The sequence below is a fragment of the Prescottella subtropica genome (assembly GCF_005434945.1).
Lineage (GTDB): Bacteria > Actinomycetota > Actinomycetes > Mycobacteriales > Mycobacteriaceae > Prescottella > Prescottella subtropica.
In genome coordinates this window covers 44,952-60,970 of sequence record NZ_SKCH01000012.1, presented here as the reverse complement: position 1 = coordinate 60,970, position 16,019 = coordinate 44,952, and the positions used below count along the sequence as shown (strand labels likewise).

At 70.0% G+C, this 16,019-nt stretch carries 17 protein-coding genes; 13 read left to right on the top strand and 4 right to left on the bottom strand.

Annotated elements, in window-relative coordinates; translation table 11 throughout:
- The first annotated feature begins 82 nt into the window (after positions 1–82).
- Complete coding sequence (locus tag E0497_RS12545) at positions 83–997, top strand: tyrosine recombinase XerC (RefSeq protein WP_170312964.1); 915 nt, start codon at positions 83–85, stop codon at positions 995–997.
- On the opposite strand, the gene E0497_RS12540 is transcribed toward E0497_RS12545, so the two are convergent.
- The gene (locus E0497_RS12540; RefSeq protein ID WP_137725131.1) at positions 982–1,527 is read right to left on the bottom strand and encodes a M23 family metallopeptidase; all 546 of its coding nucleotides are present in this window, start codon (positions 1,525–1,527) and stop codon (positions 982–984) included. The two genes, E0497_RS12545 and E0497_RS12540, sit on opposite strands and share 16 nt — an antisense overlap.
- A 329-nt stretch (positions 1,528–1,856) precedes the next feature.
- On the opposite strand from E0497_RS12540, the gene rpsB reads away from it, so the two are divergent.
- The 7 genes from rpsB to E0497_RS12505 all read left to right on the top strand — a co-directional run bounded on the left by rpsB (position 1,857) and on the right by E0497_RS12505 (position 8,126).
- Positions 1,857–2,717, top strand: a complete 861-nt coding sequence (rpsB, locus tag E0497_RS12535) for a 30S ribosomal protein S2 (RefSeq protein ID WP_137725130.1) — start codon at positions 1,857–1,859, stop codon at positions 2,715–2,717.
- A 114-nt stretch (positions 2,718–2,831) separates the two neighbouring features.
- Positions 2,832–3,656 (top strand): translation elongation factor Ts, encoded by an 825-nt coding sequence (gene tsf / locus E0497_RS12530; protein ID WP_137725129.1) that lies wholly within the window; start codon positions 2,832–2,834, stop codon positions 3,654–3,656.
- A 171-nt stretch (positions 3,657–3,827) separates the two neighbouring features.
- On the top strand, positions 3,828–4,556 hold the full coding sequence (pyrH, locus tag E0497_RS12525) for a UMP kinase (protein ID WP_137725128.1): 729 nt from the start codon (positions 3,828–3,830) through the stop codon (positions 4,554–4,556).
- 48 nt (positions 4,557–4,604) lie between these two features.
- Entirely contained in the window at positions 4,605–5,162 is a 558-nt protein-coding gene (frr, locus tag E0497_RS12520) for a ribosome recycling factor (RefSeq protein ID WP_137725127.1), read from the top strand.
- 2 nt (positions 5,163–5,164) lie between these two features.
- Positions 5,165–6,019 carry a phosphatidate cytidylyltransferase gene (locus E0497_RS12515; RefSeq protein WP_137725126.1) on the top strand — a complete coding sequence of 285 codons (855 nt, stop codon included), beginning with the start codon at positions 5,165–5,167 and terminating at the stop codon, positions 6,017–6,019.
- A gap of 11 nt (positions 6,020–6,030) precedes the next feature.
- On the top strand, positions 6,031–6,765 hold the full coding sequence (locus E0497_RS12510) for a class I SAM-dependent methyltransferase (RefSeq protein ID WP_137725176.1): 735 nt from the start codon (positions 6,031–6,033) through the stop codon (positions 6,763–6,765).
- A gap of 59 nt (positions 6,766–6,824) precedes the next feature.
- A complete protein-coding gene (locus tag E0497_RS12505) occupies positions 6,825–8,126 on the top strand; it encodes a lipase family protein (protein WP_137725125.1) in 1,302 nt (433 codons plus the stop codon).
- A gap of 3 nt (positions 8,127–8,129) precedes the next feature.
- Here the strand turns inward: E0497_RS12505 and E0497_RS12500 are convergent, their stop codons facing one another.
- Complete coding sequence (locus tag E0497_RS12500; protein WP_137725124.1) at positions 8,130–8,972, bottom strand: HpcH/HpaI aldolase/citrate lyase family protein; 843 nt, start codon at positions 8,970–8,972, stop codon at positions 8,130–8,132.
- Between the two features lie 117 nt (positions 8,973–9,089).
- Between E0497_RS12500 and rlmN the strand changes: the two genes are divergently transcribed.
- Entirely contained in the window at positions 9,090–10,199 is a 1,110-nt protein-coding gene (rlmN, locus tag E0497_RS12495; protein ID WP_137725123.1) for a dual-specificity RNA methyltransferase RlmN, read from the top strand.
- Positions 10,200–10,277: 78 nt separating this feature from the next.
- Here rlmN and E0497_RS12490 read toward each other — a convergent pair whose 3' ends face one another.
- Positions 10,278–10,547 (bottom strand): DUF2631 domain-containing protein, encoded by a 270-nt coding sequence (locus E0497_RS12490; protein ID WP_137725122.1) that lies wholly within the window; start codon positions 10,545–10,547, stop codon positions 10,278–10,280.
- A 139-nt stretch (positions 10,548–10,686) separates the two neighbouring features.
- On the opposite strand from E0497_RS12490, the gene dxr reads away from it, so the two are divergent.
- From dxr to E0497_RS12470, 4 genes are all read left to right on the top strand, one after another.
- Positions 10,687–11,847: a 1-deoxy-D-xylulose-5-phosphate reductoisomerase gene (gene dxr, locus E0497_RS12485; protein ID WP_137725121.1), complete on the top strand. Its 1,161-nt coding sequence runs from the start codon at positions 10,687–10,689 to the stop codon at positions 11,845–11,847.
- Positions 11,844–13,064 (top strand): M50 family metallopeptidase, encoded by a 1,221-nt coding sequence (locus E0497_RS12480; RefSeq protein WP_137725120.1) that lies wholly within the window; start codon positions 11,844–11,846, stop codon positions 13,062–13,064. The genes dxr and E0497_RS12480 overlap by 4 nt, the downstream gene beginning before the upstream one ends.
- Before the next feature lie 75 nt (positions 13,065–13,139).
- A complete protein-coding gene (gene ispG, locus E0497_RS12475) occupies positions 13,140–14,297 on the top strand; it encodes a flavodoxin-dependent (E)-4-hydroxy-3-methylbut-2-enyl-diphosphate synthase (protein WP_137725119.1) in 1,158 nt (385 codons plus the stop codon).
- 84 nt (positions 14,298–14,381) lie between these two features.
- Positions 14,382–15,218 carry a GNAT family N-acetyltransferase gene (locus E0497_RS12470; RefSeq protein ID WP_137725118.1) on the top strand — a complete coding sequence of 279 codons (837 nt, stop codon included), beginning with the start codon at positions 14,382–14,384 and terminating at the stop codon, positions 15,216–15,218.
- Here the strand turns inward: E0497_RS12470 and E0497_RS12465 are convergent, their stop codons facing one another.
- Entirely contained in the window at positions 15,219–15,989 is a 771-nt protein-coding gene (locus E0497_RS12465; RefSeq protein WP_137725117.1) for a nuclear transport factor 2-like protein, read from the bottom strand.
- Between the last annotated feature and the right edge of the window lie 30 nt (positions 15,990–16,019).

Genomic DNA, 16,019 nt, shown 5'->3' with positions numbered 1-16,019 from the left:
ACACTACCGGCGCGGGAACTTGCACAATCCCGTGGCCACCGCGACGGTGGACGCCATGGACACCTCGGCTGCGGACCCGGAACTGTCGCCGGGACTGCGGGCACACCTCGACGCCTACGCCGACCATCTGCGTCTCGAACGCGGACGCTCCGGACACACCGTCCGCGCCTACACGGGGGACGTGACGAGCCTGCTCGCGTATCTGGACCGGGACCGGTCGGGTGCGACACTCGCCGACCTGGACCTGCGGGTGCTGCGCGGCTGGCTCGGCGAACAGGCGGCCGACGGGGTGGCGCGCACGACGCTCGCGCGGCGCACGTCGTCGGCCAAGGGGTTCACGGCGTGGGCGCAGCGCACCGGCCGCACCGACCTCGACCCCGGCATCCGGTTGGCCGCGCCGAGAGCGCACCGGACGCTACCGGCCGTGCTGCGGCAGGACCAGGCCGTCGACGCGATGGCTGCCGCCGAATCCGGTGCCGCGCAAGAGGATCCCGTCGCGCTGCGGGACCGGCTGATCGTGGAACTGCTGTACTCGACCGGCATCCGTGTCGGCGAACTGTGCGGACTCGACGTCGGCGACATCGACGACGGCCGCCGGGTCCTGCGGGTCCTCGGCAAGGGTGACAAGGAACGTGTCGTCCCCTACGGCCGGCCCGCCGAGGACGCGATCACGGCCTGGCTGCGGGCCGGACGCCCCGAGCTGGTGAACGAGCGATCCGGCGCCGCCCTGCTGCTCGGGCGCCGCGGTGGACGCCTCGACCCGCGCCAGGCCCGCAGCGTCGTCCACGACGTCGTACAGGCGGTCCCCGGCGCCCCCGACCTCGCCCCGCACGGTCTGCGGCACTCGGCCGCGACCCACCTGCTCGAAGGCGGCGCCGACCTACGCGTCGTCCAGGAAGTGCTGGGACATGCGAGTCTCGCGACGACCCAGCTGTACACGCACGTCTCCGTCGCCCGACTCCGCGCCGTCCACGACCAGGCTCACCCACGGGCATGACCGGGTCTTCCCTCGACCGGTAGCAGCCGGATCCGCACCGCCCGCACCAGCGGCAGCGGATCGAGGTAGTCGTCGCGGCCGCGCCTCGCCCCCCAGTGCAGGCACGCGGCCGCCGCGCACTCGGGGTGACCGGCGGCGACGGTGCCGAGCGGATCACCGCGGCCGATCCGGCTGCCCGCTGTGACCGCCGCATCGACGGGTTCGTAGGTGGTCCGCAGCCCGCTCGGATGCTCCACCGAGACAACGGGTCTACCGGCGACCGTCCCGGCGAACACCACCGTGCCCGCACCCGCCGCGTACACCGCCTGCCCGGGCGTCGCACCCAGGTCGACGCCGCGGTGGCCGGGCAGCCAGTCGTGTTCCGGCTCGTCGAACGGGCGCGTCACGTGCGGGCGGGGGCGGAGCGGCCACGTGAACGTCGCGCCGGGGTCCGGGGCGGCGCCGGCCGTCGGCCCGGACACGCATGCGGCCACGACCGACGACGCGACCACGATGCGGGTGAACAGGCGGGATGCGGGAGTCGTGACCATGCCGTCGACCCTGCCGACCCGGACGGGTGCGTGGACGGTCCACGGCACATCTGTGGACGGAGATTTTCGTTGTCCACAGATCCGGGTACCCCCTTGCCCGACGCGTTCACCTGTGCATTCGTCGGCGGTCCCGGCGAGGCCGTACACTTGTCGGGCGGTCTGTGTGTGCCCGAGTATCTCGATGTATGCGCAGACCGACTTCGCGCGTCCGTATCCATATCGGTCGTCGGCTGGTCCCGCACTCGTGCGGGTCCGACGTCGAACGGACGCCAGGACGAGGATCACCGATCCTCGCGACAACCGGCACACGAAAGACGAGGTACGCAGCCATGGCTGTTGTGACCATGCGCCAGCTGCTCGACAGCGGCGCCCACTTCGGGCACCAGACCCGCCGTTGGAACCCGAAGATGAAGCGGTTCATCCTCACCGACCGCAACGGCATCTACATCATCGACCTGCAGCAGACGCTGACGTACATCGACAAGGCGTACGAGTTCGTCAAGCAGACCGTCGCCCACGGCGGCACCGTGCTGTTCGTCGGCACCAAGAAGCAGGCCCAGGAGTCCATCGCTTCCGAGGCCACCCGCGTCGGCATGCCCTACGTCAACCAGCGTTGGCTCGGCGGCATGCTCACCAACTTCTCGACCGTCCACAAGCGCCTGCAGCGCCTGAAGGAGCTCGAGTCGATGGAGCAGACCGGTGGCTTCGAGGGTCGCACCAAGAAGGAAATCCTCATGCTCACGCGTGAGATGACCAAGCTGGATCGCACCCTCGGTGGTATCCGCGACATGGCCAAGGTTCCGTCGGCCGTCTGGGTCGTCGACACCAACAAGGAGCACATCGCCGTCGGCGAGGCCCGCAAGCTGAACATCCCGGTCATCGCGGTCCTCGACACCAACTGCGATCCGGACCTCGTCGACTACCCGATCCCGGGTAACGACGACGCGATCCGCAGCGCCGCCCTGCTGACCAAGGTCGTCGCCTCCGCCGTCGCCGAGGGCCTGCAGGCCCGCGCCGGTGCGAGCGCCGACAAGGACGCCAAGCCGGAGGCCGCAGCCGGCGAGCCGCTCGCCGAGTGGGAGCAGGAGCTCCTCTCGGAGGCAGCCCCGGCAGCCGAGACCGAGGCTCCGGCCGAGGCTCCGGCCGCAGCCGAGGGTGACGCCCCCGCCGCGGACGCCCCGCAGTCCTAAGCCGATGCGGCCCCGACCACTTACGGTCGGGGCCGCTTCACTCATCTGTTTCGCCAGACTCGGTGGGATCCGCCGGGGGACTGGCATCGAAACTCATCCGAGGAGGATCGCCCCATGGCGAACTACACCGCCGCCGACGTCAAGCGTCTCCGTGAGCTCACCGGCTCCGGCATGATGGACTGCAAGAACGCGCTCACCGAGACCGACGGCGACTTCGACAAGGCCGTCGAGTTGCTGCGTATCAAGGGCGCCAAGGACGTCGGCAAGCGTGCCGAGCGTTCCACCGCCGAGGGCCTGGTCATCGCCAAGGACGGCGTCATGATCGAGCTGAACGCCGAGACCGACTTCGTCGCCAAGAACGCCGAGTTCCAGGCGTTGGCCGACGCCGTCGTCACCGCTGCCGCCGCTGCGAAGCCGGCCGACCTCGAGGCCCTCAAGGCCGTCGACGTCGACGGCAAGACCGTCGACGCCCTGGTCCAGGAGCTGTCCGCCAAGATCGGCGAGAAGCTCGAGCTGCGTCGCGTCGTCACCTTCGACGGTGCCGTCGCGACCTACCTGCACAAGCGTGCTTCCGATCTGCCGCCGGCCGTCGGCGTCCTGATCGAGTACACCGGTGAGGGTGACGCGGCCGCCGAGGCTGCCCGCGCCGCCGGCATGCAGGTTGCCGCACTGAAGGCGAAGTACCTCAGCCGTGACGAGGTCCCCGCGGACATCGTCGAGGCCGAGCGTCGCGTCGCCGAGCAGACGGCGAAGGAGGAGGGCAAGCCCGAGGCTGCACTCCCGAAGATCGTCGAGGGTCGCGTCAACGGCTTCTTCAAGGACGTCGTCCTGCTGGAGCAGTCGTCGGTCACCGACTCCAAGAAGACCGTCAAGGCCCTCCTGGAGGAGGCCGGTGTCACCGTGACCCGCTTCGCGCGGTTCGAGGTCGGCGCCAGCTAGTCGCCCCACATCGGCCCCGTACGGACCGCTTTCGGTCGGTACGGGGCCGATTTGTGCGGCGAGGCGGGTCGACTGGGTCGAACCCGCCGAGATGGGGCAGGATGACGGTGTTCGCTGCCCGATCGCAAGACTTTTCCAGTATCGAACGATGTGCAGAACCGAGGGAGCACTATGACCGCACCGGCCGACGAACGTCCAGGATTCCGACGAGTACTGCTCAAGCTCGGTGGTGAAATGTTCGGCGGCGGCACGGTCGGTCTCGATCCGGACGTCGTGACGACCGTCGCGACCCAGATCGCCGAGGTGGTCCGCTCGGGTGTGCAGGTCGCTGTCGTCATCGGTGGCGGCAACTTCTTCCGCGGCGCCGAACTGCAGCAGCGAGGCATGGACCGGGCCCGCTCGGACTACATGGGCATGCTCGGAACCGTCATGAATTCCCTTGCGCTGCAGGATTTCCTGGAGAAGCAGGGTGTCGACACCCGAGTGCAGACCGCGATCACCATGGGGCAGGTCGCCGAACCGTACCTGCCGTTGCGCGCACGCCGCCACCTCGAGAAGGGGCGCGTCGTCATCTTCGGTGCCGGCATGGGCATGCCCTACTTCTCCACCGACACCACCGCCGCGCAGCGTGCCCTCGAGATCGGCGCCGAGGTGGTCCTCATGGCGAAGGCCGTCGACGGCGTCTACACCGCCGACCCGCGTCTGGACCCCGACGCGACCATGTTCACCGAGATCACCCACCGTGAGGTGATCGAGAAGGGGCTCCAGGTCGCCGACGCCACCGCGTTCAGTCTCTGCATGGACAACCGGATGCCGATCATGGTGTTCAACCTCCTCACCGAGGGAAATATCGCGCGCGCGGTGTCCGGTGAGAAGATCGGAACACTGGTCAAGTCGTGATGCCGTGCACCACGATCGAGATGGACAACGAGTTGGAGGAGAACAGCCGTGATCGATGAAGCCCTCTTCGAGGCCGAAGAGAAGATGGAGAAGGCCATCACGGTGGTGAAGGACGACCTCAGCTCCATCCGTACCGGCCGCGCGAACCCGGCCATGTTCAACCGGGTCGGCATCGAGTACTACGGGTCGTACACGCCGATCACGCAGCTCGCGAGCATCAACGTGCCCGAGGCGCGGCTCGTCGTCATCAAGCCGTACGAGGCGTCGCAGCTCGGTCCGATCGAGAACGCGATCCGCAACTCCGACCTGGGTGTCAACCCCAGCAACGACGGTTCGCTGATCCGCGTGTCGATCCCGCAGCTCACCGAGGAACGCCGCCGCGACTACGTCAAGCAGGCCAAGGGTAAGGGCGAGGACGCCAAGGTCTCGATCCGCAACGTGCGCCGCAAGACGATGGACGAGCTGTCGCGGATCCAGAAGGACGGCGAGGCCGGTGAGGACGAGGTCGGGCGGGCGGAGAAGGAGCTCGACAAGACCACCGCGCGGTACGTCGCCCAGATCGACGAGCTGGTGAAGCACAAGGAAGCCGAATTGATGGAGGTGTAGAGGTGGGGAAAGCTGACGGCGCCCCCGCTGCACCTGCTGCATCGAAGGCCGGACGCAACCTTCCCGCCGCGATCGCCGTCGGCGGTGGCCTCGGCGTCGCCCTGATCCTGATCCTGGTGTTCGCACCGCTGGTCTGGATCGGTGTCGTCGCGGTCGCCGCCGCGGTCGCGACGTGGGAGGTTGCCACCCGCCTGCGTGAGGCGGACATCAGTGTTCCGCTGATCCCCCTGCTGCTCGGTGGGCAGGCGATGGTGTGGCTCAGCTGGCCGCTCGGCCCGCAGGGTGTGCTGGCGGCGTTCGCCGCCACCGCGCTGGTGACCATGGTGTGGCGGCTGTTCGACCACGGTCTGCGGGCCACCCCGCGCAACTTCCTGCGCGACACCGCGGTCGCGGTGTTCGTGACGGCGTGGATTCCGCTGCTGGCGTCGTTCGCGACGCTGATGGTGCTGCAGGACGACGGCCCCGGCCGGGTCCTGTGTCTGATGATCGTCGTGGTGTGCTCGGACGTCGGCGGCTACGTGGCCGGCGTGTTCTTCGGCAAACATCCGATGGTGCCGGCGATCAGTCCGAAGAAGTCCTGGGAGGGCTTCGCCGGGTCGCTGCTGTTCTGCGTGATCGGTGGCGTCCTCACCGTCACGTTCATCCTCGACGCGAATCCGTTCGTCGGGGCCCTGCTCGGTGTCGCGCTGGTCTTCACCGCGACGCTGGGCGATCTGATCGAGTCCCAGGTCAAGCGGGAACTGGGGATCAAGGACATGGGCACGCTGCTGCCCGGCCACGGCGGCATCATGGATCGTCTCGATTCGCTGCTGCCGTCGGCGTTCGTCACGTGGCTCGTCCTCACCGCCCTGGTGTGAGTCGTGCCGGTGTGAGTCGCGGGCGGTCCGACCGGGTTCGGGCTCGGGGAGCGATCCCGAGCCCGAACATCTGGCACTGGCCGGACGTCTACGAGACGGAGAACCGCGCCCAGGACGTCGACGGCGACGTGTTCGGTGTGCTCGCCGAGGTGGCGGACTGGCGGGGGCGTGACGTCCTGGACGTCGGCTGCGGCGCCGGATTCCATCTGCCGCGGTTCGCGGCCGCCGCCCGCACGGTGGTCGGGGTGGAACCGCATCCGCCGCTCGTCGTCGCGGCCCGTGACCGGGTCGCCGGGCAGTCGTCGATCCGGGTCCTGCATGGGACGGCGGAGTCCCTGCCGCTTCCCGATTCCAGCGTCGACGTCGTGCACGCGCGCACCGCGTACTTCTTCGGCTCCGGCTGCGGCCCGGGCATTCTCGAGGCGATGCGGGTGCTGCGGCCCGGGGGCGTGCTCGCGGTCGTCGACCTCGACGCCACCGTCGCGGCGTACGGGGCGTGGATGTGTGCGGATCTGCCGCACTACGATCCGGCCGCCGTCGAGGCGTTCTTCGACGTCCAGGGTTTCACGATGCGCAAGGTCCGCACCCGCTGGCAGTTCGACGACCGGGCCGCGCTGCGCGCCGTGCTCGGCATCGAGTTCAGCGAGCGGATCGCGGCACGGGCCTTCGCGGAGACCCCCGGACTGAGCCTGGACGTCGGCTACCGCGTCCACACCCGCACCGCCCCGACGGGCCTCGTCCACTGACAGGTGCGTGTAACCGCGAGTATTGACAATCCTCGCGGGCATCGTGTGATGTGACAGACATGATCATCTCGAGGGGGAATCGCTGGGTGGCCGCGGTGGCGGGGGCGTGTCTGGCGGTGGCGGCCACCGCCACGGGTGCAGGCGTGGCCACGGCCGAGCCGGTCCCGAACCAGTTCTACGAGGCACCGGCACCGCTGCCGGCCGGGACGCCCGGGCAGGTGCTGAAGTCGGAGTCGTATCCGCCGGCACTGGCCGTGCCGAACCAGCAGGGGCCGTGGCCGTCGGGCGCGAACCGGTTCATGTACCGCAGCACCGACGCGCACGGGAATGCGGTCGCGACCACCGCCACGTTCTTCGACGCGAGCACCCCGTGGACCGGGGGCGGCCCGCGCCCGGTGGTGGTGCTGGCACCGGGCACGCAGGGCCAGGGTGACCAGTGTGCGCCGTCGAAGCTGTTCGCCGAGATGATCCACTACACGCCGCCGCTGGATTTCGCGGTCGAGTACGAGATCGCGCAGGCGGACGCGCTGCTGTCCCGTGGCATCGACGTGGTCGTCGTCGACTACCAGGGGCTCGGGACGGCCGGCATGCACACGTACGTCGACCGCCGCGCAGAGGGACATGCGGTGCTCGACGCGGCCCGCGCCGTGCAGCAGCTGCCCGGCAGCCGGGTCGGTGCGGACACCCCGATCGGGCTGTGGGGGTATTCGCAGGGCGGCGGCGCATCCGCATCCGCGGCCGAGATGCAGCCGCAGTACGCGCCCGAACTGAACATCGTCGGCACGTATGCGGGTGGCCCGCCCGCCGACCTGCGGGCGGTGGCCGGTGCCCTCGACGGCGGTCTGGGAGTGGGAATGCTGGCGTACGCGATCAACAGCATCTACGCCACCTACCCGGAGACCCGCACCGAGATCGACGGCGCGATCAACGACGCCGGCCGCGGCGCCCTCGACGAGATCGCCACCCAGTGCGTCCCGGAGACCATCGCCCGCTACGGGCTGCAGCACACGTCCGCGTGGACGCGGGACGGCCGCACGATCGGTGAGCTGATCGACACGCTGCCGGCGGTGCGGGCCGCGGTCGGCGAACAGCGCATCGGACGGTCGACGCCGTCGAGTCCGGTGCTGATCGTGCAGGGCCGCAACGACGACGTCATCCCGTACCCGCAGGCACGCACCCTCGCCGACGACTGGTGTGAACGCGGCGCCACCGTCGATTTCGTCACGACGGAGATCCCGCCGATCGTGCCGGGGTCGATCGTCGGGCACGGACTGCCGATGCTGGCCGGGCTGCCGCAGGCCCTGGACTGGATGGTCGACCGGTTCGAGGGGGTGCCGGCACCGTCGTCGTGCACGGCGTGACGGTCACACCAGCCCGAACACCTCGGCCAGATGTCGGATCTTCTTGGCTTTTGCGAGGCGCGGCAGATCGCTGCCGTCGCGGACACGTTCACCGTCCGGTCCGAGGTCGGCGATGACGTCCCGCGCCCACGTGATGTCGTGCGGGCCGGGGCTCAGGGCCCGGTCGATCGCGGCGGCCTGACCGGCGTGCAGGCACAGTTTCCCGGTCAGGCCGAGGGACACGGTGGCCGCGCAGTCGCGTTGCAGGATCGTCTCGTGCGGCGACAGGGTCGGCCCGTCGATGGGACCGCCGGGTAGCCGGGCGGCGCGGGACGCGATCACCAGCCGGGACCGCGGGTACGCCATCGCGGTGGGGTCGTCGCTCATCCCGGTGTCGCGGCGGAAGTCGCCGCTGCCGAACGCCAGCCGGAACGTGCCGTGGGCGCGGGCGATCTCGGGGGCGGCCTCGAGTCCGACGGCCGATTCGACGAGCGCGATGATCGGGGTGCCGGCGGGCAGCCGTTCGACGGTGGACTCGACCTGGCTGCCGCTCTCCGTCTTGGCGAGCATCACCCCGGACAGACCCGGGAGGCCGGTGATCGCGGCGAGGTCGTCGTCCCAGTGCGGTGTCGTCGCGTCGTTGACCCGGATCCAGGCCTCGTGCCCGCCGCCGAGCCAGTCGACGACGTGCCGTCGTGCGGCCGGTTTGTCGGCGGGGGTGACAGCGTCCTCGAGGTCGAGGACGATCGCGTCGACGCCGTCGGGGCGGACGAACGTGTCCGGTCTGCTGCCGGTGGTGAGCAGCCAGGAGCGGGCGAGATCGGCGCGGACACCGGTGCGGGCCGGTCGGGGTGCGTGCGTCGTCACGGGGCGGCTCCTTCTCGCGGACGCGTACTCGTGTCGTGTTCCCATCGTGCTCCTGAACTATGGCGTTGCGCACGTGCAGCGATGCGCGGGTCGCGGTGATGGGAGAATGGCGGCACTATGTCTGCCTCCCTGCCTCTCGTCTTCACCGCGCCGCGCCGCGGAATGCCGCCGCGCCACCTCGCCGACCTCGACGCCGACGAGCGCAAGGAGGCCGTCAAGGAACTGGGCCTGCCCGGGTTCCGGGCCGATCAGCTGGCCCGCCAGTACTACGGCCGGCTCGAGGCCGACCCGGACAAGATGACCGACCTGCCGGCCGGGATGCGTGAGAAGGTCGGTACGGCGCTGTTCCCGCAACTGCTGAGCGTCGTCAAGCACGTCGCGTGCGACGCCGGTCAGACCCGCAAGACGCTGTGGAAGGCCCACGACGGCACGCTGCTCGAGAGTGTCCTCATGCGGTACCCGGACCGGGCGACGCTGTGCATCTCCAGCCAGGCCGGCTGCGGCATGGCGTGCCCGTTCTGCGCGACCGGTCAGGCGGGGCTCACCCGCAACCTGTCGACCGCGGAGATCGTCGATCAGGTGCGGGCCGCGGCCGCGGCCCTGCGGGACGGGGAGGTCGAGGGCGGCGAGGGTCGCCTGTCGAACATCGTGTTCATGGGTATGGGGGAGCCGCTCGCCAACTACAAGCGGGTCGTCGCCGCGGTCCGGCGGATCACGTCCCCGGCCCCCGAGGGTCTCGGCATCTCGCAGCGGTCGGTCACCGTCTCGACGGTCGGCCTGGCGCCCGCGATCCGCAAGCTCGCCGACGAGGACATGTCGGTGCGGCTCGCGGTGTCGCTGCACACCCCCGACGACGAACTGCGCGACACCCTCGTTCCGGTCAACAACCGGTGGTCGGTCGCCGAGGTGCTCGACGCGGCCCGCTACTACGCCGACAAGTCCGGCCGGCGCGTGTCGATCGAGTACGCGCTGATCCGGGACATCAACGATCAGCCGTGGCGGGCGGACATGCTCGGCAAGAAGCTGCACAAGGCGCTCGGCCCGCTCGTGCACGTCAACCTGATCCCGCTCAACCCCACCCCGGGCAGCAAGTGGGATGCCAGCCCCAAGCCGGTCGAACGCGAATTCGTCCGCCGCGTCCAGGCGCAGGGGGTCTCGTGCACGGTCCGCGACACCCGCGGTCAGGAGATCGCCGCCGCGTGCGGGCAGTTGGCCGCCGAGAACTGAGAGCCTTCGGACACGGCGAAGGCCCCGCACCCATCATCGGGTGCGGGGCCTTCGCCGTGTAGTGCGGGTTCCGGTGAACTACCGGGGCTTGCGGCGCAGGATGATGTCGCGCACGAGGGCGAACACGATCGCGCCGGCGAAGCCGAGCAGGAACAGGTCTTCGACCTTTCCTTCGTGGTTGCCGATGAACATCAGCAGCAGGAACGCCGCGAAGAACCAGCCCGCGAAACGGAACAGACGGGGAGCCTCGCCGCTCCAACCCCATGCGGCCGACGGCACCTCGGCGGTGTCGACGTGCGCGGCGACGACCGGGTCGTTGGAAGTGGGGTCCAGCTGGGTACCGGCCACGGCACGATCCTCCTGATCTTGCGAAAGCAGTTTCCCGCATATCGTGGCATACGACCCGGTGTCGTAGCGACCGGGGTCCGCCCCGGGTGCCGGCCGGTCCTGTCAGGGTTCTCTCAGCGGCATCAGGAACAATGGTCGGGTGTCTGAACCCACACGCGTCCTCCTGCTCGGCAGCACCGGCTCCATCGGCACCCAGGCCCTCGAGGTCATCGCCGCCAATCCGGACAAGTTCACCGTCGTCGGTCTCGCGGCCGGGGGCGGCAACATCGACCTGCTGGCCCGTCAGATCCGGGCGACCGGGGTGACGCGGGTGGCGGTCGCCGACCCCGCGGCGGCGGCCCGCCTCGACCTGCCGGGTGTGCTGTCCGGCCCCGACGCGGTCACCGACCTGGTCCGCTCCACCGCAGCGGATGTCGTCCTCAACGCGCTCGTCGGGTCGCTCGGCCTGGCCCCGACCCTCGCGGCGCTCGAGTCCGGTGCCCGGCTCGCGCTGGCGAACAAGGAGTCCTTCGTCGCGGGCGGGCCGCTGGTGACCGCGGCGGCGGCGCCCGGCCAGATCGTGCCGGTGGATTCGGAGCATTCGGCGCTCGCGCAGTGCCTGCGCGGTGGCCGGGCCGACGAGGTGGCGCGGCTCGTGCTCACCGCGTCCGGCGGCCCGTTCCGCGGGTGGACCGCCGCCGCCCTCGAGGACGTCACCCCCGAGCAGGCCGGCGCGCATCCCACGTGGTCGATGGGCCCGATGAACACCCTCAACTCGGCGTCCCTGGTCAACAAGGGCCTCGAACTGATCGAGACGCACCTACTGTTCGGCATCGACTACGACCGCATCGACGTCACCGTGCACCCGCAGTCGATCGTGCACTCGATGGTGACGTTCGTCGACGGGTCGACGCTCGCGCAGGCCAGCCCACCGGACATGAAGCTGCCGATCGCCTTGGCCCTCGGCTGGCCGGACCGGGTGCCCGGCGCCGCCGCGGCCTGCGACTTCTCGGCCGCATCCACGTGGACGTTCGAACCCGTCGACAACGCGGTGTTCCCGGCGATCGACCTGGCCCGGCAGGCCGGGAAGGCCGGCGGGTGCATGACCGCCGTCTACAACGCGGCCAACGAGGTCGCCGCCGAGGCATTCCTGGGCGGGGCGCTGCATTTCCCCCGGATCGTGCGCACCGTCGAGCAGGTCCTCGCGGCCGGCGGCGAATGGTCGGCCCCGCCCGCTACCGTGGACGACGTCCTGGCCGCCGACGGGTGGGCCCGCGCGAAGGCGCGTGAACTGGTGACGCAGGAGGCTGGTCCGCGATGATCTTCGCTCTCGGGGTGGTGCTGTTCGCGCTCGGTATCGCACTGTCGATCGCGCTGCACGAGGCCGGTCACATGTGGACCGCGCAGGCGCTCGGCATGAAGGTGCGCCGCTACTACATCGGCTTCGGGCCGAAAATCTTCTCGTTCCGCCGCGGCGAGACCGAATACGGGCTCAAGGCGATCCCCGCCGGCGGCTTCTGCGACATCGCCGGCATGACCGCCGTCGACGAACTCGCCGACGACGAGGTCGACCGCGCCATGTACAAGCAGAAGGCGTGGAAGCGGATCGTCGTGATGTCCGGTGGCATCGCGATGAACTTCGTGCTCGGTCTGGTGCTGGTGTTCGTCCTCGCCGTCGGCTGGGGGTTGCCGAACCTGAACACCCCGCCCGCGACCGCACTCGGCAACATGGACTGTGTCGTCGAGCAGACGTCGCCGGAGCCGGAGGATGTGGTGCCGTGCGAGGGCACCGGTCCGGCGCAGCAGTCCGGTCTGCAGCGCGGCGACATCGTCACCGCGGTCGGCGGGCAACCGGTGACCACGTGGGAGCAGTTCCAGGCGGCGACACAGCAGTCGACCGGGCCCACCGAGTTCACCGTCGACCGCGACGGGCAGACCCTCACGATCACCGTCGTCCCGCAGCAGGTGACGCGGTACGTGAAGGACGACGCGACCGGTCAGCAGGCCGCCCGCACGGTCGGTGCGATCGGCGTCGGCCCGGACTTCTACGAGCCCGTGCAGTACGGGCCGCTCGCCGCGATCCCGGCGTCGGTCGCGTTCACGGGCGACATGTTCGTGATGACCGCCGAACGCCTCGTCCAGATGCCGAGCAAGGTCGTCGACCTGTGGAAGTCGATCACCGGCGGGGAACGGGACCAGGAGACGCCGATCAGTGTGGTCGGCGCCAGCGTGATCGGCGGCCAGGTCGCCGAACAGGGACTGTGGCAGGTGTTCGTCCTGCTGCTGGCGAGCCTCAACTTCTTCCTCGGCATGTTCAACCTGCTGCCGCTGTTGCCGCTGGACGGCGGGCACATCGCGGTGACGATCTACGAGAAGGTCCGCAACATGCTGCGGCGGGCGCGTGGGATGGCGGCCGGGGGACCGGTCGACTACATGAAGCTCATGCCGGTGACGTACGTGTTCGTCGTCCTCGGCGGCGCGTACATGCTGCTGACGCTCACCGCAGACATCGTCAATCCCATCAAGCTGTTCCCTTAGGCCCTGCCGAACGATCAGGCCCGGGAATCCGGCCGAACGATAGACTTGCCCCGTAGCTACGAAAGAAGGCAAAACGTGACCAGCCCCGTCGGTTTGGGTCTGCCCGAGGTTCCCGCTGTGCTCGCTCCGCGTCGTAAGACGCGTCAGCTGATGGTCGGCGGTGTCGGTGTCGGCAGCGACTACCCGGTGTCGGTGCAGTCGATGTGCACCACCAAGACGCACGACGTCAACGCGACACTGCAGCAGATCGCGGAGTTGACGGCGTCCGGCTGCGACATCGTCCGGGTGGCGTGCCCGCGGCAGGAGGATGCGGACGCGCTCGCGACGATCGCGAAGAAGAGCAAGATCCCGGTGATCGCGGACATCCACTTCCAGCCGCGGTACATCTTCGCGGCCATCGACGCCGGCTGTGCCGCGGTCCGAGTCAACCCCGGTAACATCAAGGAGTTCGACGGCCGCGTCGCGGAGGTCGCGAAGGCGGCCGGCGACGCGGGCATCCCGATCCGGATCGGCGTCAACGCCGGCTCCCTCGATCCGCGGCTGATGCAGAAGTACGGTAAGGCCACCCCGGAGGCGCTCGTCGAGTCGGCGCTGTGGGAGGCGGGCCTGTTCGAGGAGCACGGCTTCGGCGACATCAAGATCTCCGTCAAGCACAACGACCCCGTGATCATGGTCGAGGCGTACCGGCAGCTGGCCGCGAAGTGCGACTACCCGCTGCATCTCGGCGTGACCGAGGCCGGTCCGGCGTTCCAGGGCACCATCAAGTCGGCGGTCGCGTTCGGTGCGCTGCTGTCCGAGGGGATCGGCGATACGATCCGGGTGTCGCTGTCCGCACCGCCCGCCGAGGAGATCAAGGTCGGCACGCAGATCCTGCAGTCGCTGAACCTGCGTCCCCGCAAACTCGAGATCGTCTCGTGCCCGTCGTGCGGTCGCGCACAGGTCGACGTCTACAAGCTCGCCGACGCGGTCACCGCCGGGCTCGAGGGCCTGGAGGTGCCGCTGCGGGTCGCGGTGATGGGCTGCGTCGTCAACGGTCCCGGCGAGGCCCGCGAGGCCGATCTCGGTGTCGCGTCCGGCAACGGCAAGGGCCAGATCTTCGTCAAGGGCCAGGTCATCAAGACCGTCCCGGAGGCGCAGATCGTGGAGACCCTCATCGAGGAGGCGATGCGCATCGCCGAGGAGATGACGGACGACGGTCAGCCCAGCGGCGCGCCGTCGGTCACCGTCAGCTGAAACCTCCCGCGCCGCGCCCCTTCGTGGCAGTCTTGCTCTCGACGACACACGGTCGGCAGACACGGACACGAAGGGAGTGCGTCGGTGCTCAAGCTCCTCGGAGCGAGGCAGCTGGGCGGTCGGGACACCACCCAGGTGCTGCGTGTGCTCGAGGCCGACCCGGTCGCCGCGTGCATGGTGGCGGCCCGCGTCCAGCAGACCGGGCTGGATCCGCGGTCCCTGCACGGTGAGATGTGGAGCCGCGGCGGGCCCACCGAGTCGCTGTGTTTCGCCGGTGCCAACCTGATCCCGCTGCTCGGCGGTGCCGACGATCTGCGTTCGTTCGCCGATCGGGCCGGCCGGTTCCCGCGGATGTGTTCGTCGCTCGTCGGGCGAGCCGAGTTGACGCTGCCGCTGTGGGAGATGCTCGAACACGAGTGGGGGACCGCGCGGGAGGTCCGCGCCGAACAGCCGCTGCTCGTGCTCGACGAGGCGCCCACGGTGCGACCCGATCCGCGGGTGCGTCAGGTGCGGATGGACGAGATCGAGGCGTACCTGCCGGCGGCGATCGCGATGTTCGTCGAGGAGGTCGGCATCGATCCGCGCCTGCACGACGGCGGCCGCGGCTACCGGCGGCGGGTCGCGAACCTCATCGCGTCCGGGCGGGCATGGGCCCGGTTCGAGGACGACCGGGTGGTGTACAAGGCCGAGGTGGGGTCGATGTCGTCGGCCGTCGGGCAGATCCAGGGAGTGTGGGTCGATCCGTCCCGCCGCGGTGAGGGTCTCGGCGGCGCCGGGACGGCGGCGGTGGCCGCGGACATCGTGGCCCGCGGTCGTCGCGCGAGCCTGTACGTCAACAGCTTCAACCAGCCGGCGCGGCGCGCGTACGCCCGCGTCGGCTTCACCCAGGTGGCGACGTTCGCGACCGTGCTGCTCGACTGATCACGTGTACAGCACGGTCCGGGTGACCCGTCGGGTGCGCCGGTTCAGGTAGCAGAACAGCACGGCGTGGGCGCCGTCGACGGTGCAGGTCGCGGTGACGGTGTCCCCGGCCGCGATGATCTTCGTCAGATCCTGCACGGGCCGGCCGCCGAGCAGTTCGCGTGCGGCCCGGTCGCCGCGGTCGGCGTCGGCGACGAGGCGGCGGACGGACTGCTTGCCGCGTTCGCCGACGCTGCGGACCGCGAGCCCGAACGCGAGCGACCCGCCGAGTCCCTGCAGCCGCAGCATCCGGGTGCCCATCGCGGCGGCCACCCCGAGTTTCGCCCGGTCGACGCCCGCGACCTGCGCGAACATCGGCGCCAGCTCCCAGTGCGCGGCGATCCGGCGGATGCGGGGGGCACCGTCGTCGAGGGTCGTCTCGTACAGCAGGTGCATGGGTGCCGTCGCGACGACCCCGTCGCCGAGTCGCGTCTCGATCGTGACGTCCCGGACCACGTCGAGGCCGGAGACGATATCGTCGTGTTGGACGTGGAAACGGATGTCGTTGGGGGCGATGAACGTGTCCCAGAATCGGTTCAGTGGGGCGCCGCCGCGGGTACGGCTGCGCCGGTCGTACAGGCCGCCGAGGACGGGCCGGCCGCCGACCGGATCCTCCACCACGTGCCGCTGCGCGAACAGTCCCAGCCAGGCGTCCTTGTCGTGGACGGCGACCGCGGCGGGGGAGCCGAGGACGAGGTCGATCAGTTCCTGCCGGGCCGGTGTCGTGGTCATGCGCGCGAGTATGACACAGCAGTGGAACGT

Coding starts and splice junctions, on each gene's coding strand:
- tsf (WP_137725129.1), top strand. CDS start 2,832: ATGGCGAACTACACCGCCGCCGACGTCAAGCGTCTCCGTGAGCTCACC.
- E0497_RS12540 (WP_137725131.1), bottom strand. CDS start 1,527: ATGGTCACGACTCCCGCATCCCGCCTGTTCACCCGCATCGTGGTCGCG.
- pyrH (WP_137725128.1), top strand. CDS start 3,828: ATGACCGCACCGGCCGACGAACGTCCAGGATTCCGACGAGTACTGCTC.
- rlmN (WP_137725123.1), top strand. CDS start 9,090: ATGTCTGCCTCCCTGCCTCTCGTCTTCACCGCGCCGCGCCGCGGAATG.
- E0497_RS12505 (WP_137725125.1), top strand. CDS start 6,825: ATGATCATCTCGAGGGGGAATCGCTGGGTGGCCGCGGTGGCGGGGGCG.
- E0497_RS12465 (WP_137725117.1), bottom strand. CDS start 15,989: ATGACCACGACACCGGCCCGGCAGGAACTGATCGACCTCGTCCTCGGC.
- rpsB (WP_137725130.1), top strand. CDS start 1,857: ATGGCTGTTGTGACCATGCGCCAGCTGCTCGACAGCGGCGCCCACTTC.
- E0497_RS12480 (WP_137725120.1), top strand. CDS start 11,844: ATGATCTTCGCTCTCGGGGTGGTGCTGTTCGCGCTCGGTATCGCACTG.